26 protein-coding genes are annotated in these 24,218 nt (G+C 61.0%); 9 read left to right on the top strand and 17 right to left on the bottom strand.

Features of this window, described 5'->3' with window-relative positions:
• Positions 1-38: 38 nt before the first annotated feature.
• The 5 genes from HZ99_RS17690 to prlC form a co-directional block, all read right to left on the bottom strand.
• Positions 39-1,337 carry a c-type cytochrome gene (locus HZ99_RS17690; protein WP_038444808.1) on the bottom strand — a complete coding sequence of 433 codons (1,299 nt, stop codon included), beginning with the start codon at positions 1,335-1,337 and terminating at the stop codon, positions 39-41.
• 12 nt (positions 1,338-1,349) lie between these two features.
• A complete protein-coding gene (locus tag HZ99_RS17685) occupies positions 1,350-3,134 on the bottom strand; it encodes a GMC family oxidoreductase (protein WP_038444806.1) in 1,785 nt (594 codons plus the stop codon).
• A 2-nt stretch (positions 3,135-3,136) separates the two neighbouring features.
• Positions 3,137-3,889, bottom strand: coding sequence for a gluconate 2-dehydrogenase subunit 3 family protein (locus HZ99_RS17680; protein ID WP_038444805.1), 753 nt, complete (start codon positions 3,887-3,889; stop codon positions 3,137-3,139).
• A gap of 269 nt (positions 3,890-4,158) precedes the next feature.
• Positions 4,159-4,434, bottom strand: coding sequence for a YheV family putative zinc ribbon protein (locus tag HZ99_RS17670; RefSeq protein ID WP_029290288.1), 276 nt, complete (start codon positions 4,432-4,434; stop codon positions 4,159-4,161).
• On the bottom strand, positions 4,431-6,482 hold the full coding sequence (gene prlC / locus HZ99_RS17665; RefSeq protein WP_038444802.1) for an oligopeptidase A: 2,052 nt from the start codon (positions 6,480-6,482) through the stop codon (positions 4,431-4,433). Before prlC ends, HZ99_RS17670 begins: the two co-directional genes overlap by 4 nt.
• A 101-nt stretch (positions 6,483-6,583) precedes the next feature.
• On the opposite strand from prlC, the gene HZ99_RS17660 reads away from it, so the two are divergent.
• Entirely contained in the window at positions 6,584-7,126 is a 543-nt protein-coding gene (locus tag HZ99_RS17660; RefSeq protein ID WP_038444800.1) for a gamma carbonic anhydrase family protein, read from the top strand.
• Positions 7,123-7,782 carry an HAD family hydrolase gene (locus HZ99_RS17655; RefSeq protein ID WP_038444798.1) on the top strand — a complete coding sequence of 220 codons (660 nt, stop codon included), beginning with the start codon at positions 7,123-7,125 and terminating at the stop codon, positions 7,780-7,782. Before HZ99_RS17660 ends, HZ99_RS17655 begins: the two co-directional genes overlap by 4 nt.
• A gap of 49 nt (positions 7,783-7,831) precedes the next feature.
• Here the strand turns inward: HZ99_RS17655 and HZ99_RS17650 are convergent, their stop codons facing one another.
• On the bottom strand, positions 7,832-8,911 hold the full coding sequence (locus HZ99_RS17650) for an aminopeptidase (RefSeq protein WP_038448108.1): 1,080 nt from the start codon (positions 8,909-8,911) through the stop codon (positions 7,832-7,834).
• 87 nt (positions 8,912-8,998) lie between these two features.
• On the opposite strand from HZ99_RS17650, the gene HZ99_RS17645 reads away from it, so the two are divergent.
• Entirely contained in the window at positions 8,999-9,427 is a 429-nt protein-coding gene (locus HZ99_RS17645) for a lipoprotein (protein WP_038444796.1), read from the top strand.
• Here the strand turns inward: HZ99_RS17645 and HZ99_RS17640 are convergent, their stop codons facing one another.
• Together HZ99_RS17640 and HZ99_RS17635 are read right to left on the bottom strand one after the other, a co-directional pair.
• A complete protein-coding gene (locus HZ99_RS17640; protein ID WP_038444794.1) occupies positions 9,428-9,667 on the bottom strand; it encodes a DUF1161 domain-containing protein in 240 nt (79 codons plus the stop codon). It lies immediately after the preceding gene.
• A 209-nt stretch (positions 9,668-9,876) separates the two neighbouring features.
• On the bottom strand, positions 9,877-10,308 hold the full coding sequence (locus tag HZ99_RS17635) for an OsmC family protein (RefSeq protein ID WP_038444793.1): 432 nt from the start codon (positions 10,306-10,308) through the stop codon (positions 9,877-9,879).
• A gap of 213 nt (positions 10,309-10,521) precedes the next feature.
• Here HZ99_RS17635 and HZ99_RS17630 point away from each other — a divergent pair, with 213 nt between their 5' ends.
• The gene (locus tag HZ99_RS17630) at positions 10,522-11,523 is read left to right on the top strand and encodes an LLM class flavin-dependent oxidoreductase (RefSeq protein WP_038444791.1); all 1,002 of its coding nucleotides are present in this window, start codon (positions 10,522-10,524) and stop codon (positions 11,521-11,523) included.
• Positions 11,524-11,590: 67 nt separating this feature from the next.
• Here HZ99_RS17630 and HZ99_RS17625 read toward each other — a convergent pair whose 3' ends face one another.
• Together HZ99_RS17625 and HZ99_RS17620 are read right to left on the bottom strand one after the other, a co-directional pair.
• Positions 11,591-11,818 (bottom strand): DUF1161 domain-containing protein, encoded by a 228-nt coding sequence (locus HZ99_RS17625; RefSeq protein ID WP_038444789.1) that lies wholly within the window; start codon positions 11,816-11,818, stop codon positions 11,591-11,593.
• A 115-nt stretch (positions 11,819-11,933) separates the two neighbouring features.
• Positions 11,934-12,149: a dodecin gene (locus tag HZ99_RS17620; protein ID WP_032857113.1), complete on the bottom strand. Its 216-nt coding sequence runs from the start codon at positions 12,147-12,149 to the stop codon at positions 11,934-11,936.
• Between the two features lie 155 nt (positions 12,150-12,304).
• Here HZ99_RS17620 and HZ99_RS17615 point away from each other — a divergent pair, with 155 nt between their 5' ends.
• On the top strand, positions 12,305-12,631 hold the full coding sequence (locus HZ99_RS17615) for a DUF883 family protein (protein WP_016969656.1): 327 nt from the start codon (positions 12,305-12,307) through the stop codon (positions 12,629-12,631).
• Here HZ99_RS17615 and HZ99_RS17610 read toward each other — a convergent pair.
• Positions 12,628-13,524: a LysR family transcriptional regulator gene (locus HZ99_RS17610; RefSeq protein WP_038444785.1), complete on the bottom strand. Its 897-nt coding sequence runs from the start codon at positions 13,522-13,524 to the stop codon at positions 12,628-12,630. The genes HZ99_RS17615 and HZ99_RS17610 overlap by 4 nt on opposite strands.
• Before the next feature lie 109 nt (positions 13,525-13,633).
• Between HZ99_RS17610 and trpB the strand changes: the two genes are divergently transcribed.
• Both trpB and trpA read left to right on the top strand, forming a co-directional pair.
• Complete coding sequence (gene trpB, locus HZ99_RS17605; RefSeq protein WP_038444783.1) at positions 13,634-14,860, top strand: tryptophan synthase subunit beta; 1,227 nt, start codon at positions 13,634-13,636, stop codon at positions 14,858-14,860.
• Positions 14,860-15,669 carry a tryptophan synthase subunit alpha gene (trpA, locus tag HZ99_RS17600; RefSeq protein WP_038444781.1) on the top strand — a complete coding sequence of 270 codons (810 nt, stop codon included), beginning with the start codon at positions 14,860-14,862 and terminating at the stop codon, positions 15,667-15,669. The genes trpB and trpA overlap by 1 nt, the downstream gene beginning before the upstream one ends.
• 96 nt (positions 15,670-15,765) lie before the next feature.
• Here trpA and HZ99_RS17595 read toward each other — a convergent pair whose 3' ends face one another.
• From HZ99_RS17595 to HZ99_RS17570, 6 genes are all read right to left on the bottom strand, one after another.
• Entirely contained in the window at positions 15,766-17,079 is a 1,314-nt protein-coding gene (locus HZ99_RS17595) for an MFS transporter (protein WP_038444779.1), read from the bottom strand.
• Between the two features lie 149 nt (positions 17,080-17,228).
• Positions 17,229-18,371: a galactonate dehydratase gene (dgoD, locus tag HZ99_RS17590; RefSeq protein WP_038444777.1), complete on the bottom strand. Its 1,143-nt coding sequence runs from the start codon at positions 18,369-18,371 to the stop codon at positions 17,229-17,231.
• Positions 18,372-18,418: 47 nt separating this feature from the next.
• Complete coding sequence (locus HZ99_RS17585; RefSeq protein WP_038444775.1) at positions 18,419-19,039, bottom strand: 2-dehydro-3-deoxy-6-phosphogalactonate aldolase; 621 nt, start codon at positions 19,037-19,039, stop codon at positions 18,419-18,421.
• A 1-nt stretch (position 19,040) separates the two neighbouring features.
• Positions 19,041-20,003 (bottom strand): 2-dehydro-3-deoxygalactonokinase, encoded by a 963-nt coding sequence (locus HZ99_RS17580; protein ID WP_038444773.1) that lies wholly within the window; start codon positions 20,001-20,003, stop codon positions 19,041-19,043.
• Between the two features lie 163 nt (positions 20,004-20,166).
• On the bottom strand, positions 20,167-20,493 hold the full coding sequence (locus tag HZ99_RS17575) for a DOPA 4,5-dioxygenase family protein (protein ID WP_038444771.1): 327 nt from the start codon (positions 20,491-20,493) through the stop codon (positions 20,167-20,169).
• Positions 20,494-20,524: 31 nt separating this feature from the next.
• Entirely contained in the window at positions 20,525-21,475 is a 951-nt protein-coding gene (locus HZ99_RS17570) for a choline sulfate utilization transcriptional regulator (RefSeq protein WP_038444770.1), read from the bottom strand.
• A 103-nt stretch (positions 21,476-21,578) separates the two neighbouring features.
• Here HZ99_RS17570 and betC point away from each other — a divergent pair, with 103 nt between their 5' ends.
• Complete coding sequence (gene betC / locus HZ99_RS17565) at positions 21,579-23,093, top strand: choline-sulfatase (protein WP_038444768.1); 1,515 nt, start codon at positions 21,579-21,581, stop codon at positions 23,091-23,093.
• A gap of 19 nt (positions 23,094-23,112) precedes the next feature.
• Entirely contained in the window at positions 23,113-24,030 is a 918-nt protein-coding gene (choX, locus tag HZ99_RS17560; protein WP_038444765.1) for a choline ABC transporter substrate-binding protein, read from the top strand.
• Positions 24,031-24,218: the final 188 nt, after the last annotated feature.

Here is a 24,218-nt window from a genome sequence, read left to right as displayed (position 1 = left end):
GCGTGTCTGACCAGTGCCGTTGGGCGGCAAAGGCTGAATCAGTGACCCGCCGTCACTTGCCCCAGATCGCCGCCCGAGGTGCTGTATTTATCGCTTTTACGCAGGTCGGCCACATCGCCAGCCTTCACTGGCGCGCCCTGGTTACCCCAGCTGCCACGAATGAAGCTGACCACATCCGCCACTTCCTGATCCGACAGGCGCCAGGCAAAAGCCGGCATGGTGAAGGTAGAGGGCGCGGCGTGGGTGGCCGGGAGTGTTCCCCCCTTCAACACGATGTTGATCAACGACGTGGCATCTGCCGTCTGCAACACCGGGTTGCCCGCCAGCGCCGGGAATACCCGGGTATAGCCATGGCCATCGGTACGATGGCAGGCCGCGCAGTTGTCGATATACACCGCAGCGCCTGCCTGGCTGTCATCACCTTTCCACAGTGCCTCGGCCACCTGCTTGTCGTAGCGGTGCGGCTGATCCTTGGGGTCCACCGCTGGCAGGCTCTTGAGGTAGCGGGCGATAGCGGTCAGGTCGTCTTCAGACATGTACTGCATGCTGTGGACTACAACGTCGCTCATACCGCCAAACACCGCGCTGCGATCACTGCGACCGGTCTTGAGAAACTGCACCAGTTGCTCTTCGCTCCAACTGCCCAAGCCATCCTTGTGGTCACCGCGCAGGCTTTTGGCGATCCAGCCTTCCAGCGGCGCACTGCCAGACAGGAACGCCACACCGTCAGACGCGCTCAGGGCCTTTTCCTGCATGGTCAGGGCCCGGGGGGTGTGGCAGGCGCCACAGTGACCGAGGCCTTCCACCAGGTAGGCACCACGACTGGTCACCGGGTCGGCATTGGCCGGGGTCTGATAGTCCGCCACCTCGGGCGCGAACATCCAACGCCATGCCGCCAGGGGCCAGCGCATGCTCAAGGGCCAGGGAATGTCACTGTCCTGGTTTGCCTGGGTGACCGGCTCCACGCCTTTCATAAAATACGCATACAGCGCCTGCATATCGGTTTGGCTGACACGTGCGTAAGACGGGTAGGGCATCGCCGGGTAAAGGGTACTACCGTTTTTGGCGACGCCATGGCGCACAGCCTTGTCGAAGTCTTCAAAGCTGTAGTCCCCCAGGCCGGTTTTATCCGGGGTGATATTGGTGGAGTAGATCACACCGATCGGAGTCTCCATCGGCAGGCCACCGGCAAACGGCTTGCCGCCCTTGGCGGTGTGGCAGGCCACGCAGTCGCCGGCGCGGGCCAGGTATTCGCCTTGTCTGATCAGATCAGTTTCAGCCGCGCTCACCGAGCAACTGCTGAACAGGGCCAGGGTCGCGATAACAAATGCTCTCATGGTCGTCGCTCCTTATGCCTGAACCAGCGGGCCGGGATTTTTCAGATACTGCTCGCGAATCGCCCGGGCCGACCAATAGGTCAGCGCCGCCACCAGGCCCGTAGGGTTGTAGCCCAAGCCCTGTGGGAAAGCAGATGCGCCCGGGACAAACACGTTGTGCACGTCCCAGCACTGCAAGTAGCGGTTCAATGCGCTGGTCTTCGGGTCAGTGCCCATGATCGCGCCACCATTGAGGTGGGTGGTCTGGTAGGACGCGGTGTTGAAGTGCTCGCCAACCTTCTTGCCGAGCACGGCAATCGCCTTGGGATTCATCGCCTCGGCGATCTTGCCCATTTTCTCGACCATGAAGCGGTTCATCTTGATGTCGTTTTCCTGCCAGTCGAAGGTCATGCGCAGCAGCGGCAGGCCGTAGGCATCACGGTAAACCGGGTCCAGATCCAGGTAATTGCCCCGGTAGGATTGATGGGCGCCATGGGCATCCATCGACACCTGGTGGGTGTAGTAATCGGCCGTGGCGCGTTTCCAGGCGCTGCCCCAGGCCGGCGTGCCCGGCGGGTTGGAAGTGCCGGCAATCGGCCGGCTGCCCGCCTGGTTGACCCACATCGGCGAGCCGCCAACGAAGCCGTGGGGGCCATGGTCGAAGTTGTCGGCGTTGAAGTCGTCCACCGCCACGCCATTGCCGCCGGCACCGATGAAGTTGTTGGTGTGCACGTCTTTGTCGAAGTAGGCCTTGATGGTGGCCATGTTCTGGTAGGCGAAGTTCTTGCCCACCACCCCTTCGCCCGTGATCGGGTCGTAGGGCTTGCCGATGCCCGACAGCAGCATCAGGCGCACGTTGTGGAACTGGAAGGCGCCGAGGATCACCAGGTCCGCCGGCTGCTCGATCTCGCGGCCCTGGGCGTCGATGTAAGTCACCCCAGTGGCCTTGCGCTTGGTGCTGTCGAGATTGACCTTGAGCACGTGGGAATTTGGCCGCAGCTCAAAGTTCGGCACCTGGCGCAGGGCCGGCAGAATATTCACGTTGGGCGCTGCCTTGGAGTACATGTAGCAGACATACCCGCTGCAAAACCCACAGAAGTTGCACGGCCCCATCTGCGCGCCGTAGGGGTTGGTGTAGGGCCCCGAAGTATTGGCCGAAGGCAGGTTGTAGGGCTTGTAGCCCACGGCATTGGCGGCCTGCTGGAACAACTGCGCCGAGTAGGTATTTTTCTGCGACTCCAGTGGGAAATGGCTGGAGCGATCCGGCGCGTAAGGATTGCCGCCCTTGCCTTCACCCACCAACTGGCCTTTCACGGTCCAGGCTTGGCCAGAGGTGCCGAAGACTTTCTCGGCGTAGTCAAAAAACGGTTCCAGCTCTTCGTAGCTGACACCGAAGTCCTGGATGGTCATGTCCTTGGGAACAAAGTGTTTGCCGTAGCGCTCTTCGTAGTGGCTGCGCATGCGCAACTCGATGGGGTCCACCCGAAAATGCACACCCGACCAATGCAGGCCTGCGCCGCCCACGCCGTTGCCCGGCAGAAAGGCGCCCAACTGCCGGTTGGGCAACGCAATGTCATTGACGCTATGGCGAATGGTCACGGTTTCCTTGGAAATGTCCTGGAACAGCTTTTTGCGCACGCTGTAGGTCAGTTCATCGATCACTTGTGGGTAGTTACCGTCCGGGTAGGTGTCCTGCATCGGGCCGCGCTCCAGCGCTACCACGTGCAGGCCAGCTTCCGTCAGTTCCTTGGCCATGATCGCGCCGGTCCAGCCGAAGCCGACAATGACCGCGTCCACTTTCTTCATGATGGTCGCCACGTTTATGCCCTCTCGCCGCGGATGGAAACAGCCGGGAAGGGGTACTGCTCGTTGCGCTCGACCCAATCCATGAAATCGGCGCGGGCGCCGGGGAAGCCGATCATGGTCCAACCGACCATGCCTTTGTTGCCACCATGGATCGGGTCACAGAAGAACCCTTCCTTGGTGTTTTGCAGCAACACATTGAAGAAAATCTTCGGCGGGACCGCCGCGAAATGTTCGCCTGCTTCAGCACCGCCTGCCTCCAGGCGACGCAGCAAATCATCCTGGGTAGCGCTGTCTTGCCCAGCAAATGTTTTACCGTTGAACGCTTTCGACCAGGAATCCGTGGCAGCAATACCCAGGCGATAGATCTCCCTGGGCACCAGCTTGCTCTGCCAACCCATCTCCGGCGGCGCGTCGGCATTGAACGGCCCTTGCATAAACCACAAAGCGCCACTGGCGTAGGGCGTGTTCATCTGGCGGTCGATGTACTCCGGTGCGCCAGCTTCCAGAGCACCGGGGCCTTGATCGTCGGCGGGGATCAAACGTGCGACCGCCGCATTGATGAAGGCCCATTCCTCAGCTGTGAAGTAGCTGGGCTCGTAGGCCTTTTCACTGACGGCTGCCTTGGCCGGGCTGGCCTGGGCAGGTTCGGGTGCGGCCATCAGCATCGAACCGCCAAGGCCGCTGCTGGCAACCGTGACCACCGGGATCAAGGTCAAGGATTTGCGTAAAAACTCACGCCGGGGGTTGTCTCGATCTTGATCAGACATGGTGGCACCTCATCATGTAGTCACGGATTTGAGCAGCCACTTCATGGAGCGGCTTGTCGTTTTGATAGCAATGAATAGTTACAAATGATAGCAGGCTAAGGAATGGAGTAATCGTTTCAGCCAGGAAATTCGAGAAATGCGCGCAAAAAAATGTAGGAGCGAGCTTGCTCGCGAAAATCTCAAGGACGCCACGTTCATTCAGAATGAACGCGTTATCGTTAACGATCTTCGCGAGCAAGCTCGCTCCTACAGGGATTGGCGTAGCTTCTTTAGTCTTTTTTCAATTTCGGATTAGGGAAGAACTGCACCGCCTGTACCTTCGGATCCGCCGGGGCTTTCAGCGCCGACGTGTTGACCCGCGTCCCCAACTCTTTGGGTACCGACAAACCCTGGTCATTGAGCGTGTCGGTATAACCACAGGCCACGCATTCGCGATGGGGCACGCTGTCCTCGGTCCACATCTTCAACTTGTCCGGCTCGCTGCACGCCGGGCACACGGCGCCGGCGATAAATTGCTTTTTGGTGATCACAGGCCCGTCACTCATGCTGCCGCGTCCTCGCTCAGGCCGCTGTGGCGCAAGAGTGCGTCAATCGACGGTGCGCGTCCGCGGAAGTCGACGAACAGCACCATCGGTGCCTGGGAACCGCCACGGGCCAGGATCGCCTCGCGAAAGGCACGGCCGGTTTCGGCATTGAGTACGCCATCTTCTTCAAACTTGGAGAAGGCATCTGCCGACAACACTTCGGCCCACTTGTAGCTGTAGTACCCCGCCGCGTAACCGCCGGCGAAGATATGCGCAAAGCTGTTGGGGAAGCGGTTGTAGGCCGGCGGGCGCATCACGGACACTTCGTCACGTATGCCTTCGAGCACCTGCGCCACGCTGCGGCCATCGCCGTGGGTGGCATGCAGTTCAAAGTCGAACAACGAGAACTCCAACTGGCGCACCATCATCAGGCCGGACTGGAAGTTTTTCGCCGCGAGCATTTTTTGCAGCAGGTCCTGGGGCAGCGCCTCACCACTTTCATAGTGGCCGGAAATCAGCGCCAGGCCTTCAGGTTCCCAGCACCAGTTCTCCATGAACTGGCTCGGTAGCTCCACGGCATCCCAAGCCACGCCGTTGATGCCGGACACGCCCGCGTGTTCGACGCGGGTCAGCAGGTGGTGCAGGCCGTGGCCGAATTCGTGGAACAGGGTGGTGACTTCATCGTGGGTCAACAGGGCCGGCTTGCCGCTGTCAGCCGGGGTGAAGTTACACACTAGGTTGGCCACCGGGCTTTGCAGGGTACCTTCGGCGGTACGCCGACGATCACGGGCGCCATCCATCCAGGCGCCGCCACGCTTGTTGGCGCGGGCATACAGGTCGAAGAAGAAGCGCCCGACGTGCTGGCCGTTTTCCTTGATTTCGAACAGGCGAACATCCGGGTGCCAGGTGTCGAAACCTTTCTGCTCGGTGATTTCAATGCCGTACAAACGCTGCACGATGGCAAACAGGCCGCCCAGCACTTTGTCGATCGGGAAGTAGGCCCGCAGGGCTTCCTGGGACACGCTGTAGCGCTGTTCACGCAGCTTTTCGCCATAGAAACCGCTGTCCCAGCTTTGCAGGTCGGGGCAACCTTGTTCGGCGGCGTAGGCCTTGAGCTGCTGCAGGTCCAGGGTGGCGAATGGCTTACTGCGCTTGGCCAGGTCGCGTAGGAAACTCAGTACCTGGTCGCTGGATTCGGCCATCTTGGTGGCCAGGCTCAGTTCGGAAAAGGACGCGAAACCGAGCAGTTGCGCCAGCTCCTGACGCAGGTCGAGGATCTGTTCCATCACCGGGCCGTTATCGTTCTGGCCGGCATTCGGGCCCTGGTCCGACGCACGCGTGCAGTAGGCCGCGTAGATTTCCTCACGCAGGGCGCGGTCGTGGGCGTAGGTCATCACCGCGTAGTAGCTGGGGAATTCCAGGCTGATCAGCCAACCGTCGAGGCCTTTGGCCTGGGCAGCGGCCGCCATTTGCGCCTTGGCCGAGTCAGTCAGGCCGGCCAGGGTGGCCTCGTCGGTAACGTGTTTGGTCCAAGCCTGTGTGGCGTCCAGCAACTGGTTGGAAAATTTGCTGCCCAGCTCTGAAAGCTTGCTTTGCACTTGGGCGTAGCGCTTCTGCTGCTCAGGCGCCAGGTCGATACCCGACAGGCGGAAGTCACGCAGTGCGTGCTCCAGAATGGTTTTTTGCGCCACGTCGAAACCGGCCGCTTGCGGGCTGTTGGCCAAGGCCTCGAAAGCCTGGAACAGCTCGCGGTTCTGGCCCATCTCGGTGGAATAGGCGCTCAACGCCGGCAGGCAGGCCTCATAGGCTTCGCGCAGTTCGGCGCTGTTGCACACGGCATTGAGGTGGCTGACCGGGCTCCACGCGGCGCCCAGGCGGTCGTTGAGTTCATCCATGGCCAGGACCAGGCCGGTCCAGGTCGGATTTTTACCCTGGCTTTGCAGGATGCCTTCGATGGCGACACGGTTGTCGGCCAGGATCTGTTCGATGGCCGGTTGGACGTGCTCGGCACGGATCGCCGAGAACGGCGGCAGGTCGTAGGACTGCAAAAGAGGATTGTTCGCGCTCACGGTTGGCACCTTGGCTGAAGAAACAGGTAAGACAAAGATGGGGCCATCTTAATTACAATCAACGTCCACCGCAGCTATCAACCAAACAGAGAGAGGCTATCGTGACCCTTCGCACCTATCAGAATCACACGCCAACCCTCGGCGCCGGGGCTTTCGTCGATGCTTCGGCGGTGGTGATCGGCGATGTTGAAATCGGCGCCGACAGTTCTGTCTGGCCGCTGACGGTGATTCGCGGCGACATGCACCGCATCCGCATCGGTGCGCGCACCAGTGTGCAGGACGGCTGCGTGCTGCACATCACCCACGCCGGCCCCTTCAATCCCGACGGTTTTGCGTTGCTGATCGGTGACGATGTGACCATCGCCCATAAAGTCATGCTGCATGGCTGCACCGTGGGCAGTCGCATCCTGATCGGCATGGGCAGCATTGTGATGGACGGCGCGGTGGTTGAAGACGATGTAATCATCGGCGCCGGCAGCCTGGTGCCGCCGGGCAAGACACTTGAAAGCGGTTTTTTGTATGTGGGCAGCCCGGTTAAACAAGTCCGCGCACTGACTGACAAAGAACGCGCCTTTTTCACCTACAGCGCCGCGAACTACGTGAAGCTCAAGGACCTGCACCTGGCAGAAGGATTCGACCAATGACCCTGGATTACCAAACGGTTCTATTTGACCTGGACGGTACCCTGACCGACCCACGGGAAGGCATCACCCGCTCGATCCAGTACGCCTTGGCCAAGCTGGGCATTGATGAGCCGGACTTGAGCAAACTGGAACACTTTATCGGCCCGCCGCTGTTGCAGGCCTTTATGCAGTTCTACGATTTCGACGAAGCCCGCGCCTGGGAGGCGGTGAATTTTTACCGCGAGCGTTTCAAGGTCACCGGGCTCTATGAAAACCGGGTGTTCGACGGCGTCATGCCATTGCTGGAGGCATTGAATGGCCAGGGGCGCCAGCTGTATGTGGCCACCTCTAAACCGTGGGAATTTGCCCGGGAGATCGCCAGGCATTTCGATTTCGCCAAGCACTTCAAGGTGATCTACGGCAGTGAGCTGGACGGCACCCGCACCAACAAGGTCGAACTGATCGCTCATTTGATGCGCGAGGAAGGCCTGGACCCGGCCAGCACCTTGATGATCGGCGACCGCAAGCACGACCTGATCGGTGCACGCAGCAACGGGTTGGATGCGGCAGCGGTGGGGTATGGATTTGGCAGCCTTGAAGAGTTGAGTGCCGAACAGCCGCGCTGGCATTTTCAGACATTGGACGAGATGCATCAGGCGTTTTTGCGGCGGGCTTGAGGTCGCTATCGCGGGCAAGCCCGCTCCCACATTGGACGGTGTTCACCAATCAAAATGTAGGAGCGGGCTTGCCCGCGATGGGGCCCTGACGATCATGCCCTTCCAACTGCCGCAACGTCGATTTGCGCTGCTCCACCGGCAACCGCCCCAACTGCTCCACGGCACCGTAAAACCTCAGCCAATCCCCGCCCTCCTGGCGAAACAGCGCCGCAAACGCCGGCACCCACTGGTCATACAAACCAAACGGCAACAACCGCGCATTGTTCAGCGGCTGATTGATCCAGGCGTCATAACGCTGGTCGCCGGCCCACTGGCTGTCGCGCAGTTGCCGGTAATCACGGCGCAAACGCTCGAATTCGGCCGCCTTGGCCCGGCGCATGGCATCTGCGGCCAATGGCTGTGCATACAGGCGCTCCAGGCGATTACGGGTGTCGAGGATCAGTTGGATGAACTGGTCGCGCTGCTTCAAGGTCGATTCGCTCGCAGGCCCAAGGCCACGGGCCGCGCGCCATTGCCGGGTACCTTCCTGTTCGACAAAGGTGGCAAACGACTCATTGAACTCGGTATCGTCCTTTACATAAAAACGCTGGTGCGCCAGCTCGTGAAAAATCACCGTGGCCAAGCGCTCCTCACCCCAGCGCATCATCGAACTCATGATCGGGTCATTGAACCAGCCCAGGGTGGAATAGGCCTCGACCCCGCCAATCGACACATCCATGCCACGCAGTTGCAACAAGGCCGCCTCGCCCCGTGCCGCGTCCTGAGTGTAATAACCGCGATAGGCCACGCAGCCGGCGATCGGAAAGCAATGGTTCTGGGGTAACAGGGAAAACTCTGATGTAGCAAAGACATTCCAGACTACGTACGGCCGACCGATATCGGCGTACAGGCGGTAGCTCTGGTTGTCGGGCAGTTGCAGCTGTTGGCTGGCGAAGGCGCGCGCCTTCTGGGATTGCGCCAAATGGTCACGCAACACTTGTGGCCGTGCCGGATCGGCGATCACCTTGGCCACCGGCTCTCGTGCCTGCAGCAGTTGCCATTGACCGCTGGCCAGTTGGCTGTAATAGCTGACACTGGAGCAGCCGCCGAGCAAGAGACAGGTCAGCCCCGCCAATAAACGCCGCACCATTTCAAACCGCTCCACAGTCATAGGCCTGCCAGACTAACTGGCTTGCAGCAGGTATGCTCATTCCATTCCTACGGTTGAGTGCCCACTATGCGTCAGCTCCTGCTTCCCTTGGCGGCGATTTTTCTCAGCGCCTGCGCCTCCACCCCGATCCCGCCGGCGGATCCGCAGCAGGCCTGGGTGGATTTCGCCACCCCGACGCCGAGCGCCAAGCTGATCATGGCGCAGCGCCTGGACGGCAAAGCCCTCGACGATGGGCGCTACTTCCAGGTGCCACCGGGCAGTCACGAGTTGATGGTGCGTTTTGACTTTGAAGTGTATGCCGGCGCGGGCCTGGGGGGCGGGCTGAACCAGCCCCAGGAGCGCACGTGTTTTATCACCCTGCAATACGACCGGTTCGAGGCCGGCCAGCGCTATCGCCTGGAAGGGCGCTCGCTGGGCTTTACCCCGAATATCCGGCTGTATGACGCCGCACGTCAGTTGCTGGCAGAAGAACGCAGCGTCAACTGCATTCCTTGATCAGTCGTCGTTGCGCTGGTAGATGATGCGCTTGGTGCCGTTTTCGCAGGAGCCGACGATCATGGCTTCGTCATGATTCTTGGCTTCTTCGGCAGTGATGATTTCCAGTGTGTAGGACGGGATCGCCTTGGCCTGTAAGCCGACCTCAATCTCTTTCCTGAGCTCTTCACAGTCTTTCGGCGCGGCCAGGGCCGATGTGGCCAAAGCACCGCAGATAATCGCCAAGGCAAAACGTTTCATGGGTGGAGCTCCCTAAATGCGCTGCGCACGGGTGTGCGCCAAAGGCTGCATGGGTATGAGACCACATTTGCGAAACGCGAGTTCTGATTTAACGCACAACAAAATGTGGAAGGGGGCTTGCTCGCGAAGGCGGTGTGTCAGCCAATACATTTGTTGCCTGACCCATCGCCTTCGCGGGCACGCCCGCTCCCACATTGGACCTGCACAGATCAGTTGATGAGGGTGCCATCCAGAGTGATGGTGGCGTTCAAGACTTTGGACACCGGGCATCCTTGCTTGGCCTTTTTGCTCAACTCATCGAACTGCGCCTGGCTCGCGCCAGGGATCTTGGCCTTGAGGATCAGGTGGACTGCGGTAATCGCAAAACCGCCGTCCACCTGGTCCAGGGTCACTTCAGCCTGGGTGTCGATGCTGTCGGCCTTAAGCCCGGCATCGCCGAGAATCATGGAAAAGGCCATGGAGAAGCAGCCGGCATGGGCCGCGCCGATCAATTCTTCGGGGTTGGTGCCCTTGCCGCCTTCGAAACGGGCCTTGAAGCCGTAGGGAGCTTCGCGCAATACGCCGGTTTCGGTCGAGATGGAGCCCAGGCCGGTTTTCAGGTCGCCTTCCCAATGTGCAGAGGCTTTTTTCACGATACTCATAGCGTTCTCCCAAGTAGTGGTTGTGCATCAGTAAAGTTCTGAGGATAGAACCTCTGGCAAAGTTCACACCATCGGAAAAACCCAGCGCACAAGTAGGAATTTTCGCAGCGCCTATTGAATCTCGGGTATATGCCCACATTGCATACAGCATGCACATGAAGCGGCAGGTTTTGGTTCGTCACAAGCCTGCGCCCCTATGGAGAAGCAGGCTTAATGAAACCACTGTCCGATGTAAAGTTCTCGACCCTCGACCTGGTACCGGTGCGCGCCAATGGCAGCCCGGCGCAGTCGCTGCGCAATTCCCTGGACCTGGCCCAGCACGTGGAAAAACTCGGCTACACCCGTTTCTGGGTGGCCGAGCACCACAATATGGATGGCATCGCCAGCTCCGCGACCTCGGTACTGCTGGGCTACCTGGCCGGCGGCACCTCGACCATCCGGGTCGGCGCAGGCGGCGTGATGCTGCCCAATCATGCACCGCTGGTGATCGCAGAACAGTTCGGCACCCTGGAAAGCCTGTACCCCGGCCGTATCGACCTGGGCCTGGGCCGCGCGCCCGGCTCCGACCAGATGACCGCACGCGCCCTGCGTCGCGAGCGCTCCGGCAGTGCCGATGACTTCCCGGAGGATGTGGCCGAATTGATGGCCTACCTGGGTCCACGCACGCCCGATCAACGGGTGATTGCGGTACCGGGCACCGGCACCAACGTCCCGGTATGGCTACTCGGTTCCAGCCTGTTCAGCGCCCAACTGGCCGGTGAGCGCGGGTTGCCCTACGCCTTCGCTTCCCATTTCGCACCGCGCATGATGCATGAGGCGATTCGCGTCTATCGCAATCACTTCAAGCCTTCGGCTGTACTCGACAAGCCCTACGTGATGCTCGGCGTGCCATTGGTGGCCGCGGATACCGATGAGCAGGCCAATTACCTGGCCACCTCGGTCTACCAACGGATCCTCGCGCTGATGCGCGGGCAAAGCCTGGTGCAGCGTCCGCCGGTCGACAGCATGGACGGCCTGTGGCTGCCCCACGAGAAGGACGCAGTAGGGAGTTTCCTAGGACTGGCGATGGTGGGAAGCCCGGCGAAGATTCGCGCCAAGCTGGAGGTGTTGATCGAACAAACGGGAGCCGATGAACTGATCTTTACCTGTGATGTGTACGAGCATGCTGATCGGATTCATTCCTACGAGTTGCTGGCACAGGTGATGAAGGGCTAAACCCCTGTAGGAGCTGTCGAGCCTTGAAGAGGCTCGACAGCTCCTACACTTGATTGCTACCACGGGATCACCCGCGCTTGTACGCGATGTCCTTGGTGCCCCCTTCGCAACTACCAACAACGGTGTAACCTTCGGGCGCAGCGCCCTTATCTACCACCTCCAGCGAATAAGCCGGCACGCCATTGCCGTCGATTTTCGCTGCAATTTCGCTTTTCAGCTCTTCACACGGCTTGCCAGCCGCCAGGGCTGTACCTGCCAGGCTCAACAAACCTACCGCTAACAGAAACTTTTTCATCCGTTACGTTCCTTGCGCTGATCAAAAAATGTACGCCGACACATCGAACATCGGCGCCCAAAAGGTGTAGCGCAGGTTATGGCAATCGGCCAGCGTGCAAGTTCAACCACCCGCCTCAACTATTGGCAATACGAAAGCCCACCTTGAGGGTCACCTGAAAGTGCGCGGCCTTGCCGTCCTTGATATGACCACGGGTTTCGGTCACCTCGAACCACTCCAGGTGCTTGATGCTCTTGCTGGCCTCGGCCAGGGCATTGTTGATGGCGTCCTCGATGCTGGTTGGCGAGGAACCCACCAATTCGACTTTCTTGTAGGTGTGATGATCAGACATGAGCGTTCTCCTGGGTCGTTGAATACAGCCTAGCAGTGATTCTTCGTACTGCTTCTGGCGACCCTTCTCACATGAAAGTTCAGATTTACTGCACTTTCTGAACCCCCCGCAGTCGGAATCAACACACGCCACTCATTCACTCCAGGAGAGCCCACATGGCCAACACCTCTTTACGCAAAGCGTCATTGGAAAGCATGGAAGCCGAGATTTCGAGCCTGCTCAAATCCCTTGAGAGCCTCAAGGACGATGCGTCTGACGAGTCGCGCAAAACCCTGAAGGCCCTCAAAAGCAATGCCGAAAATGCCCTCAAGCATTCCCGTCACCTGATCAGCGACGCCTACGAAGAAAGCAAAGTGAAAATCCGCGAAACCGGGGCTGCCACCCGTGACTATGCGCAGGAACACCCGTGGACCACCGCCGGCGTTGCCGTTGGCGCACTGGGCCTGCTGGCGGCCTACCTGCTGTGCAAACGCGGTGACTAAACCGGCTGGCGCGCCAGCTCAGCCTTGAGCCATTGCGCCAGCTGCCGGGCGCGCCCATCCGCGGCGCGCTTGGGTAGCCACAACGCCAGTTGCGCCGGGGTTTGGCTAAAGCCCCACGGTGCAACCAGGCGACCGGCACGCACATCCTCCGCCACCAGCGGTTGCGGGGCGATCGCCACCCCCAGGCCAGCCACGGCCGCCTCCAGCAAATAATACAAATGCTCAAACCCCTGGCCGTACTTCAACGCGCCGGGCTCGATGCCATGGTGCTGGGCCCAGTTGGGCCAGGCTTGCGGGCGCGATGTGGTGTGCAACAGCGCTTCGCCCAGCAGCGCCTGCGCTGGCGCCTGGTGCAGGGCTTGGTAATGGGCAAAGTGCGGGCTCATCACCGGACCGATTCGCTCACTGGCCAGTTCGTATACCTGCATATCCGCAGGCCATGGCGGCTCGGCAAACAACAGCAGGGCGTCCAGGCCAGGTCGCCTTGGATCAAGGTCGCCTTCGCCCGCCGACAGGTGCAGGCGCAAATCCGGCAAGTCGGCATTCAAGCGCCCCAGCCGTGGAATAAACCAGCGCGCCAGCAGGCTGCCGGAACAGCCGAGGACAAATGGCGCGTCGGCGCTGCTCTGGGTCAACGCCCTACACACATCCCGCAGGCGCTCGAACGCTTCAACACTGGCGTCGCGCAACCGCACGCCGGCATCTGTGAGTTTAATGCCACGTCCATCCTTGACGAAAAGATTCACCCCAAGGTGTTCTTCCAGTACCTTCAGCTGTCGGCTGACGGCACCGTGGGTCACATGCAATTGCTCGGCAGCCTGGCTGACGCTGTTGAGGCGGGCAGTGGCTTCAAATGCTCGCAGGGCATTGAGCGGCGGAAGGTCTCGGCTCATCTGTGAGTTTTCCTGACAGGTTGCGGCGATCTTATCGGTTTTCACGCTCCGACGTCAGGGGTAGAGTGGCCGTCATTGCCTTTTCCAACTCTTCTTCCTGGAGCGTCCCATGACTCAGTCCCAGACCGATTTACGCAACGGCCCTGACGCCAATGGCCTGTTTGGCGCGTTCGGCGGTCGCTACGTGGCGGAAACCCTGATGCCGTTGATCCTTGATCTGGCCCGCGAATACGAAGCGGCCAAGATCGATCCGGCCTTCAATGAAGAACTGGCCTACTTCCAGCGCGACTACGTCGGACGCCCAAGCCCGCTGTACTTCGCCGAACGCCTGACCGAGTTCTGCGGCGGCGCCAAGATCTACCTCAAGCGCGAAGAGCTGAACCACACCGGCGCGCACAAGATCAACAACTGCATCGGCCAGATCCTGCTGGCACGGCGCATGGGCAAAAAGCGCATCATCGCCGAGACCGGCGCCGGCATGCACGGCGTGGCCACCGCCACCGTCGCCGCGCGCTTTGGCCTGCAATGTGTGATCTACATGGGCACCACCGACATCGAGCGCCAGCAGGCCAACGTGTTCCGCATGAAGCTTTTGGGGGCCGAGGTGATCCCGGTGGTGGCCGGCACCGGCACCCTCAAAGACGCCATGAACGAAGCCCTGCGCGACTGGGTGACCAACGTCGACAGCACCTTCTACCTGATCGGCACCGTGGCCGGCCCGCACCCGTACCCTGCGATGGTGCGCGACTTCCAGGCCGTGATCGGCAAGGAAACCCGCACCCAGCTGCAAGCCCAGGAAGGCCGCCTGCCAGACAGCCTGGTCGCGTGCATCGGCGGTGGCTCCAATGCCATGGGCCTGTTCCACCCGTTCCTCGATGACACCCGTGTGCAAATCATCGGTGTTGAAGCCGCCGGCTACGGCATCGAAACCGGCAAGCACGCCGCCAGCCTCAATGGCGGCGTACCGGGCGTGCTCCACGGCAACCGTACCTTCCTGTTGCAAGACGACGACGGCCAGATCATCGACGCCCACTCGATCTCTGCAGGCCTCGATTACCCCGGCATCGGTCCTGAGCATGCGTGGCTGCACGACATCGGTCGCGTCCAGTACACCTCGGTCACCGACGACGAAGCCCTCGACGCCTTTCACAAATGCTGCCGCCTGGAAGGGATTATTCCTGCACTGGAAAGCGCCCACGCCCTGGCCGAAGTCTTCAAACGTGCACCAACCCTGCCCAAGGATCACCTGATGGTGGTCAACCTGTCGGGCCGTGGCGACAAGGACATGCAGACCGTTATGCACCATATGGAAACCGCCAAGCAGGAGAAACACTGATGAGCCGCCTGCAAACCCGCTTTGCGCAACTCAAGGAACAAAACCGCGCCGCCCTGGTGACCTTCGTCACCGCTGGCGACCCGGGGTATGACACCTCCCTGGCAATCCTCAAGGGCCTGCCGGCAGCCGGCGCCGATGTGATCGAGCTGGGCATGCCCTTCACCGACCCGATGGCCGACGGCCCGGCGATCCAACTGGCCAACATCCGTGCGTTGGGCGCCAGGCAGAACCTGGCGAAAACCCTGCAGATGGTCCGTGAATTTCGCCAGGACAACAGCGATACGCCGCTGGTGCTGATGGGCTACTTCAACCCGATCCATATGTATGGCGTGCCACGCTTTATCAGTGACGCAAAAGAGGCCGGCGTCGATGGCCTGATCGTGGTCGATATGCCGCCGGAACATAACAGCGAACTGTGCGACCCGGCCCAGGCCGCGGGCATCGACTTTATCCGTCTGACCACACCCACCACCGATGATGCGCGCCTGCCCACCGTACTCAACGGCAGCTCCGGGTTTGTGTACTACGTGTCGGTGGCCGGTGTGACCGGTGCCGGTGCCGCCACCCTGGAACACGTGGAAGAGGCCGTTGGCCGTCTGCGCCGGCATACCGACCTGCCGATCAGCATCGGCTTCGGCATCCGCACCCCGGAACAGGCCGCCGCCATCGCCCGCCTGGCGGACGGTGTGGTGGTGGGCTCGGCGCTGATCGACCATATCGCCAACGCCAGCAACGACCAGCAAGCGATTGATGGGGTGTTGAGCCTGTGTGCGGCGCTGTCAGAAGGTGTACGCAACGCCCGTAAATAACTGTAGGAGCGAGCTTGCTCGCGAAAAGCGTGAGCGTTAACGCGTGCATCCTGGATGAACCCGGCGCTCTCGGATGCTTCGCGAGCAAGCTCACGCCTACAAGAGTTCGATACGCTCGACCTTGCCCACCAACAATATGTAGGACAGCGCCCCCAGCAGCGCCAGCACTGCAATGTAGGTAATCGCCGGCGCAAACGAGTCGCCCGTGGCCAGAAAGCCTATGACGATGGGCGTGGTGATCGCCGCCAGGTTGCCGATAAAGTTGAACACCCCACCGGTCAACCCCAACAGCCGCGCTGGCGCCAGGGTCGAGACCAGTGACCAGGTGATCGACGCCAGGCCGTTGCCAAAAAATGCCACCGCCAGGCACGCAATCACCCAGGGGGTCGAGTCAACGAAGTTGGCACCGATGATTGCCGTGGAGATCAGCAGCCCTGTGATGATCGGCAACTTTCGCGCAAATCCCACCGAGGCGCCACGGCGGATCAGCCAGTCGGAAAACAGCCCGGAGCACAGCACCCCGACAAACGCCGCCAGGAACGGCAGCGAAGCGAGCAGGCCGGACTTGATGAAGTCCATGCCGCGATATTTCACCAGGTAGGTCGGGAACCACGTCAGAAAAAACCACAGGGTCGAGTTCAGGCAGAACTGCCCCAGGTAGATGCCCCACAGCTTGCGCTTGGTCAGGACAATGCCCAGGTCGACCCAACTGAAGGGTGCCTTGCGCTTGGCGGCTTGGGCATCCAGGTCCACCAGCCCGCCGCCTTCGCGGATCAGTTCGATTTCTGCACTGTTGACCCCCTTGAAGTCGCGCGGCTCGCGGTACACCGCGTACCACACCAGCGCCCAGAGGATGCCCACCGCGCCGGTGCTGATAAACACCATGTGCCAGCCATAGTGGTGCTGCAACCAGGCCAGCACCGGGGTGAGGAACGCCAGCCCGACGAACTGCCCGGAGGTGTAGAAGCCAATGGCCGTGGCGCGCTCACGCTCGGGAAACCAACTGGTGACGACCCGGCTGTTGATCGGATAGGCCGGCGCTTCCAGGGCGCCCACTGCCATGCGCAATACAAACAGCGCGATAAAGCTCGCGGCAAAGCCCAGCATCACCGTGGCAATCGACCACAACAGCAGGGCTGCGGTGTACAGAATGCGCGGCGGCACCCGGTCCACCAGCCAGCCACCGGGGATTTGCATGGCGGCGTAGGTCCAGCCGAACGCCGAGAAGATCAGCCCCACCTGCACCGGATCGATACCCAGCTCGCTGGTCAGGGCCGGTGCGGCAATCGACAGGTTGCTGCGGTCCAGGTAGTTGATCACCACCGTGATAAACAGCAGGACCATGATGAAGTAACGCTTGCGGCTGGGCGTAACTAGGGACGCCTGCCCGGTGAGGGTTTCAGGGTGCATGGAGGAGCCTCTTATTATGTTTATTGAGGACAGGGGCTGCGAACACCGCTCCTGTAGGAGCTGGCTTGCCAGCGATAGCGATGTTGAATGTTGTGCCGCTATCGCTGGCAAGCCAGCTCCTACAGGGATTGCGTGTCTTCAGGCAGGGATCACCACTCGGCAAAGCTGCCATCGGCATGGCGCCAGACCGGGTTGCGCCAGCGGTGACCAATGGCCGCGCGCTCGATCACGTATTGCTCGTTGATCTCGATCCCCAGCCCCGGCCCGTTGGGGATCTTCACAAAGCCCTGGTCGTAGTCGAAAACCCCCGGATCACGCACGTAGTCGAGCAGGTCGTTGCTCTCGTTGTAGTGAATGCCCAGGCTTTGCTCCTGGATAAACGCGTTGTAGCAAACCGCGTCCAGTTGCAGGCACGCCGCCAGGGCAATCGGCCCCAGAGGGCAGTGCAGGGCTACGTCGTAGGCTTCGGCCATGTTGGCGATCTTGCGGGTTTCGGTGATGCCACCGGCGTGGGACGCATCCGGCTGGATGATGTCGACGTAACCCTCACTGAGCACACGCTTGAAATCCCAGCGCGAAAACAGCCGTTCGCCCAGGGCAATCGGGGTGCTGGTCAAAGGCGCCAGCTCTTTGAGCGCTTCGTAGTTTTCGCTCAGCACCGGCTCTTCGATGAACATCAGCTTGTACGGGTCCAGCTCTTTCATCAGCACCTTGGCCATGGGCTTGTGCACGCGGCCATGGAAGTCCACGCCGATGCCGACATTCGGGCCGACTGCGTCGCGCACGGCGGCGACGTTGGCCAGGGCCTGGTCGACCTTGTCAAAGGTGTCGAGAAATTGCAGCTCCTCGGTGCCGTTCATCTTGACGGCGGTAAACCCGCGGGCCACGGCGTCCTTGGCCGCACGGGCGGTGTCGGCCGGACGGTCGCCACCGATCCACGAATAGACGCGGATCTTGTCTCGCACCTGGCCGCCCAGCAGGTCGCTGACCGACACACCGAGGGCCTTGCCCTTGATATCCCACAGCGCCTGGTCGATGCCGGCGAGGGCGCTCATATGGATCGCGCCGCCCCGGTAGAAGCCACCGCGATACAGCACGGTCCAGATGTCTTCGATATTGCGCGGGTCTTTGCCGATCAAGTAGTCGGACAGTTCCTCGACCGCAGCCGCCACGGTGTGAGCGCGCCCTTCAACCACGGGCTCGCCCCAACCAGTCACGCCCTGGTCGGTTTCCACTTTCAGGAAGCACCAGCGCGGCGGCACGATAAAGGTGGTCAGTTTGGTGATTTTCATCTTCTTGTCTCTCTTGTCGGATGCAGCGCCTGGGGCGCCAAACACACTCAGTTCAAGGCGTTCCAGGCAGCGACATAAGCCTGGGCACGGCTCGCCACCTGCTCGATCGTCATGCCGGGCTTGAACAGCCCGGAGCCCAGGCCAAAACCCTTGGCCCCGGCGTCGACGAACACTTGCATGTTGTCCGGGGTAATCCCGCCCACCGGCAGTAGCACGGTGCCGGCCGGCAGCACCGCCAGCCAGGCCTTGACCACCGCCGGGCCCATTTGCTCGGCCGGGAACAGCTTCAGCACATCGGCCCCTTCGGCCAGGGCGGCAAAGGCCTCGGTGGGCGTCGCGACCCCAGGCGACAGGTACAGGCCCGCGGCTTTTGCGGCGCGCAGCACCTTGGCATCGCTGTGGGGCATGACGATGACCTGGCCACCGGCGGCCTTCACCTGTTCCACCTGCTCGGCCGTCAGCACGGTGCCGGCGCCGATCAGGCAATCGGCGGGCAACGTCTCACGCAGAGTGCGGATACTGGTGTAGGGATCGGGCGAGTTGAGCGGCACTTCGATCACCCGCAACCCGGCCTGGTACAGCGCCTGGCCGACAGCGCCAGCCTCATTCGGGCGCAGGCCCCGCAGGATCGCGATCAAGCCGTTTTGTGTGAGTGCTTGCTTGAGCATGTCAGGCCTCCATGGGTTGAGTAAGCCCGGCGGCCAGCGCCAGTTGCCACAAGCCACGCTCGGTCGCTTGCTGCGCGAGGCTGGCATGCTGGAAACCACACAGGGCGAGGGCACGTTGGTAGCGGGTGCAAAGGGCGACGGCGCCCACCAGGATGATCGGTGTGCTGCGTGTACGGTCGGGCAAGCCGGCCAGTTCATGGCCGATCAGCAGGCCGGACAGGTAGTCCGGCTGCTGCTCGGCAGCCAACTCAGCCGTCAGCCCCAGGGTGCGGGCGCTGAACAGGGTCGACAGCACACCGCGCTGGCCATCCTTTGAAAGCGCCACGTACACACCTCGGTCAAAGGCGTCGGCCTGGAACTGCCCGGCGATCTTTTGCGTGCGCCCGAGAATGCTGTGCTGGCTCAACACCGCAAACAGTTCACCGGTCATGAAGGTATCGAAGTGGGTGATGCGGCCGTCGACCACTTCGACCCATTTGGAATGACTGCCAGGCAGACCGATCAATAACGGCGCGCTGGCCGGCAGACTCTCCAGCACCCCGAGCACCTGGGTTTCCTCGCCACGCATGACGTTGGGCAAACCGACCTGTTCGATCACGCCGGGCACGATATGCACATCGACACCACGCAGGCTGCGCACCTTATGCAGCGCCTGACCCAGGCTGGCGACGTCGGCAGGTGTATTGCGATAGGGCGCCTCGCCCCAACCCTGGGCGCTGCCGACCATGCCGCAGGCGATCACCGGTAGATGGGGCTGGGCGTCGAGCCAGTCGCCGCACGCGGCATCAAAGGCCAGCTCAAACCCATCACTGCAATAAACGCCTGCAATCAGCCGCGGTTCGCAGGGCAAATGCATGATCCCTGACGCCAGCGAACGCTGTTCGAGGACCTGGCCATCGGGGCCGAGTTTATAGGCACGAAGGGAACTGGTTCCCCAATCGAGCGCGATCAATTGCGCCGGCATCACTTCACCTGAAATGTGGCAGATGGCCGACTATAATCTTAAGGCTTAAAATATCTCAATATATAAATATCAATCCCACATAGTGGAAAAATATAAAGAAAATCCCCACGTCCACGTGCCATTCTTCGCACCTGAACGTGAGGATTAAACTGACAGCAACTGCTTAAAAAATCGTCAGATCCAACGGACGCATGGCGCCCATCCAGATCGCGTATTCAGTGTGGTCCTTCAGGTCATCGCCGGTATCGGGGTGCAGGAACACCACCAAACCGTTGCGATTGAGCGCCAGCCACGGCAGCGCCACGCCAATGTACTGCGGGTCGAACGCCAACTGGCAGCTCCAATCGGGGTGCGGGCCTACCGGGCGCTCATGCATGCGCCCCATGCGCACCGGGAAGATGGCCGACGCGTCCTCACAGAGCTTGCGCGCCTGCTCGATCGTGCTGGCGTCGAAGTAGATATGGGCGTGATAGCCCTTGATACGTTGCATGACTGGCTCCGGACTCGTTGATCGGCCGATCCTAGACCGCAATCGACGGCGGGGCCAGCCCGACCAGGGACTGCGCGCTGCTGGCCTGCTCGGCCGCCAGCCAGTCGACAAACCGTCCGATCAACTGCCCACGCCGTTTGCGCTGGGGCAATACCACGTAATACCCAAAGCGCGAGATCACCGTGTCACCAATCGGCCGGCACAGCCACTTCTGCTCCAGCAGGTTATCCACCAGGTGGCGCCAACCAATGGCCACGCCCTGGCCGGCAATCGCCGCCTGGATCAACAGGGTGTAATTGTCGAACCGCAGCGGCCCAGGCGTCGGTGCGGCGCTGATCCCCAGTTCGCGAAATACCCCGTTCCAGTCGAACCACTGGCTGTTGTTTTCCTGGCGCAGGTGCAACAGCGGTAACGCTTGCAGGCTTTGCAGCGACAACGGCGTGGTGCGGCCCTTGAGCAGTTGCGGGCTGCACACCGGGAACACTTCCTCGTTGAACAACCACTGGCTGTCGCCCTGGCGAAAACGTCCATCGCCAAACAACACCGCCACATCGATATCGCTGCGCAAGGTGGCGTGGTTGCGCTCGCTGGTGACCAGGCTCACATCCACCTGCGGGTTGGCCTCATGAAAGCGATGCAGGCGCGGCATCAGCCAGTACGCGGCGAAGGCGAAGTCGGTCGCCACCTGCAACACTTCGTGCTGGTCCTGTTGAGTGATCAACCCAAGGCCAGCCTCAATACTCTGCAACCCGGACTGGACATGCTCGAACAACAGCACGCCCGCGTCAGTCAATTCGATGCCTCGGTAGATGCGGTCGAACAGACGCACCGCCAACTGTTCTTCCAGGCGCTTGATCTGCTGGCTGACGGCCGGCTGGGTGGTGCCCAGCTCCATCGCCGCCGCCGTGAAACTGCGATGACGGGCAGCAGCTTCAAAGGCCCGCAGCAGATCCAGCGACAGGTGACCCAGGGCTTTATACATAAGCAGCACTTATCCTAGACATTGCTTTTCATGGGCTTTACCACGTTTTCCATGGCCTGCATGCTCAATCGCATAAATATTGACTATGGAATGCTGGGAAACCATGAAGCGCAAGAACATTCTTTTCATCATGGCCGATCAAATGGCCGCGCCGTTGCTTCCGTTCTACGGTCCTTCGCCGATCAAACTGCCCAACCTGAGCCGCCTCGCCGCCCAAGGCGTGGTATTCGATGCCGCGTACTGCAACAGCCCGCTGTGTGCGCCGTCGCGTTTTACCCTGGTCAGCGGCCAGTTGCCGAGCAAGATCGGCGCCTTCGACAACGCGGCGGATTTCCCCGCCGATGTACCGACCTATGCCCACTACCTGCGCCGCCTCGGCTATCGCACGGCGCTGTCGGGCAAGATGCATTTTTGCGGGCCGGACCAGTTGCACGGCTATGAAGAGCGCCTGACCAGCGATATCTACCCCGCCGACTATGGCTGGGCGGTGAACTGGGACGAGCCCGGCGTGCGCCCCAGTTGGTACCACAATATGTCGTCGGTGCTGCAGGCAGGCCCCTGTGTGCGCACCAACCAACTGGATTTCGACGAAGAGGTGGTGTTCAAGGCCCAGCAATACCTGTTCGACCACATTCGCGAGGACGGCGACCAGCCGTTCTGCCTCACGGTATCCATGACCCACCCCCACGACCCGTACACCATTCCCAAGCCGTTCTGGGATCTGTACGACGACAATGACATCCCAATGCCGACAACACCGGCCCAGGCCGACCTGGACCCACACTCCCAACGCCTGCTCAAGGTCTACGACCTGTGGGACAAGCCGCTGCCCCTGAACAAGATCCGCGATGCACGCCATGCCTACTTCGGTGCGTGCAGCTACATCGACAGCAATGTCGGCAAACTCCTGCAAACCCTGCAAGACACTGGCCTGGCCGACGATACGATCATCGTGTTCTCCGGCGACCACGGCGACATGCTCGGCGAGCGCGGGCTCTGGTACAAAATGCACTGGTTTGAAATGGCCGCGCGGGTGCCGCTGCTGGTCAGTGCACCGGGGCAATTCAAGGCCGGGCGGGTCAGCGCGGCGGTGTCCACCGCCGACCTGTTGCCGACCCTGGTGGAACTGGCCGGCGGCGAACCGGACCCGCAACTGCCCCTGGATGGCCGCTCGCTGGTCCCGCACTTGCAAGGGCAGGGCGGGCATGACGAGGTGTTTGGCGAATACATGGCCGAAGGCACCATCAGCCCACTGATGATGATTCGCCGCGGCGCCTACAAATTCATCTACAGCGAGGACGATCCCTGCCTGCTGTTCGATGTCCACAACGACCCCCAAGAGCAGGAAGAACTCAGCCAGTCACCGGCCCATCGCGCTCTGTTCGAGGCCTTCCTGGCCGAGGCACGGGCCAAATGGGACATGCCCGCGATCCACCAGCAAGTGCTCGCCAGCCAGCGCCGCCGGCGCCTGGTATACGAGGCGCTGGCGGTGGGCAAACGCAAGAGCTGGGATCACCAGCCGCTGGTAGACGCCAGCCAGCAGTACATGCGCAACCATATCGACCTCGACGATCTGGAGCGCAAGGCACGTTATCCACAACCCTGCCAAAACCAATAAATCCAGTTAGGGGAAAGCCATGCAAAAGTTATCCACAGTCGTGAGTGCCCTGTTGCTGCTCAGTGCTACCAACGTGTATGCCGACGCCCGTTGCGAAACGGTGAAGATGGCCGACCCTGGCTGGAGCGACATTGCCGCCACCAATGCCATCGCCAGCTTTTTATTGAGTGGCATGGGTTACAAGGCCAAGGTCGATACCCTGGCGGTGCCGATCACCTTTGGCGGGCTCAAGGATGGCCAGGTGGATGTGTTTCTGGGCAACTGGATGCCGGCGCAGCAGGGCTTCTACGACAAGTTCGTGGCCAATGGCGATGTGGTGCAACTGGCCAGGAACCTCGAAGGCACGCAGTTCACCCTCGCAGTGCCGGACTATGTCTGGGAGGCCGGCGTACGTGAGTTTGCCGACCTGAACACATTTGCCGACAAGTTCGACAAGAAGATTTATGGCATCGGTTCCGGCGCGCCGGCCAACCTGTCGCTACGGGACATCATCAAGAAGAACGACTTCGACCTTGGCCAGTGGAAGCTGATCGAATCCAGCGAACAGGCGATGCTGGCCGAAGTGTCCAGGGCAGCGAAGCGCGAGCGTTTCGTCACCTTCCTTGGCTGGACCCCGCACCCGATGAACGTGCAACTGAAGATGCGCTACCTCAAGGGCGGCGAAGCCTACTTCGGCGACACCGGCAGCGTGTACACCCTGACGCGCAAAGGTTATGCACAAGCGTGCCCGAATGTGACCAGGCTGCTGACCAACCTTAAGTTTACCCAGGACATGGAGAACAGCATCATGGCCGAGGTGGTGAATAACAAGGTCAGCAATAGCGAAGCGGCCAAGGCGTGGATCAAGGCCAACCCGGCGGTATTGGACACGTGGCTGGAAGGGGTTGAAACCCTCGATGGCCAGGACGCATTGACGGCGGTCAGAGCCAAACTCTAACTATTGCCATCTTTCACTGTTGTGCACTGGCTTGTGTGGGAGCTGGCTTGCCTGCGATGCAGGCACCTCGGTTTAGCAGATACACCACGGCGATCCTATCGCCGGCAAGCCAGCTCATACAGATCTTCCTATCCCCCTGTAGAAGCCGGCTTGCCGGCGAAGAACTCGAAAACGCCGCGTTTTTTCAG

Source organism: Pseudomonas fluorescens, from assembly GCF_000730425.1.
GTDB classification, from domain to species: Bacteria; Pseudomonadota; Gammaproteobacteria; order Pseudomonadales; family Pseudomonadaceae; genus Aquipseudomonas; species Aquipseudomonas fluorescens_X.
This window is presented reverse-complemented; position numbering and strand designations above follow the sequence as displayed.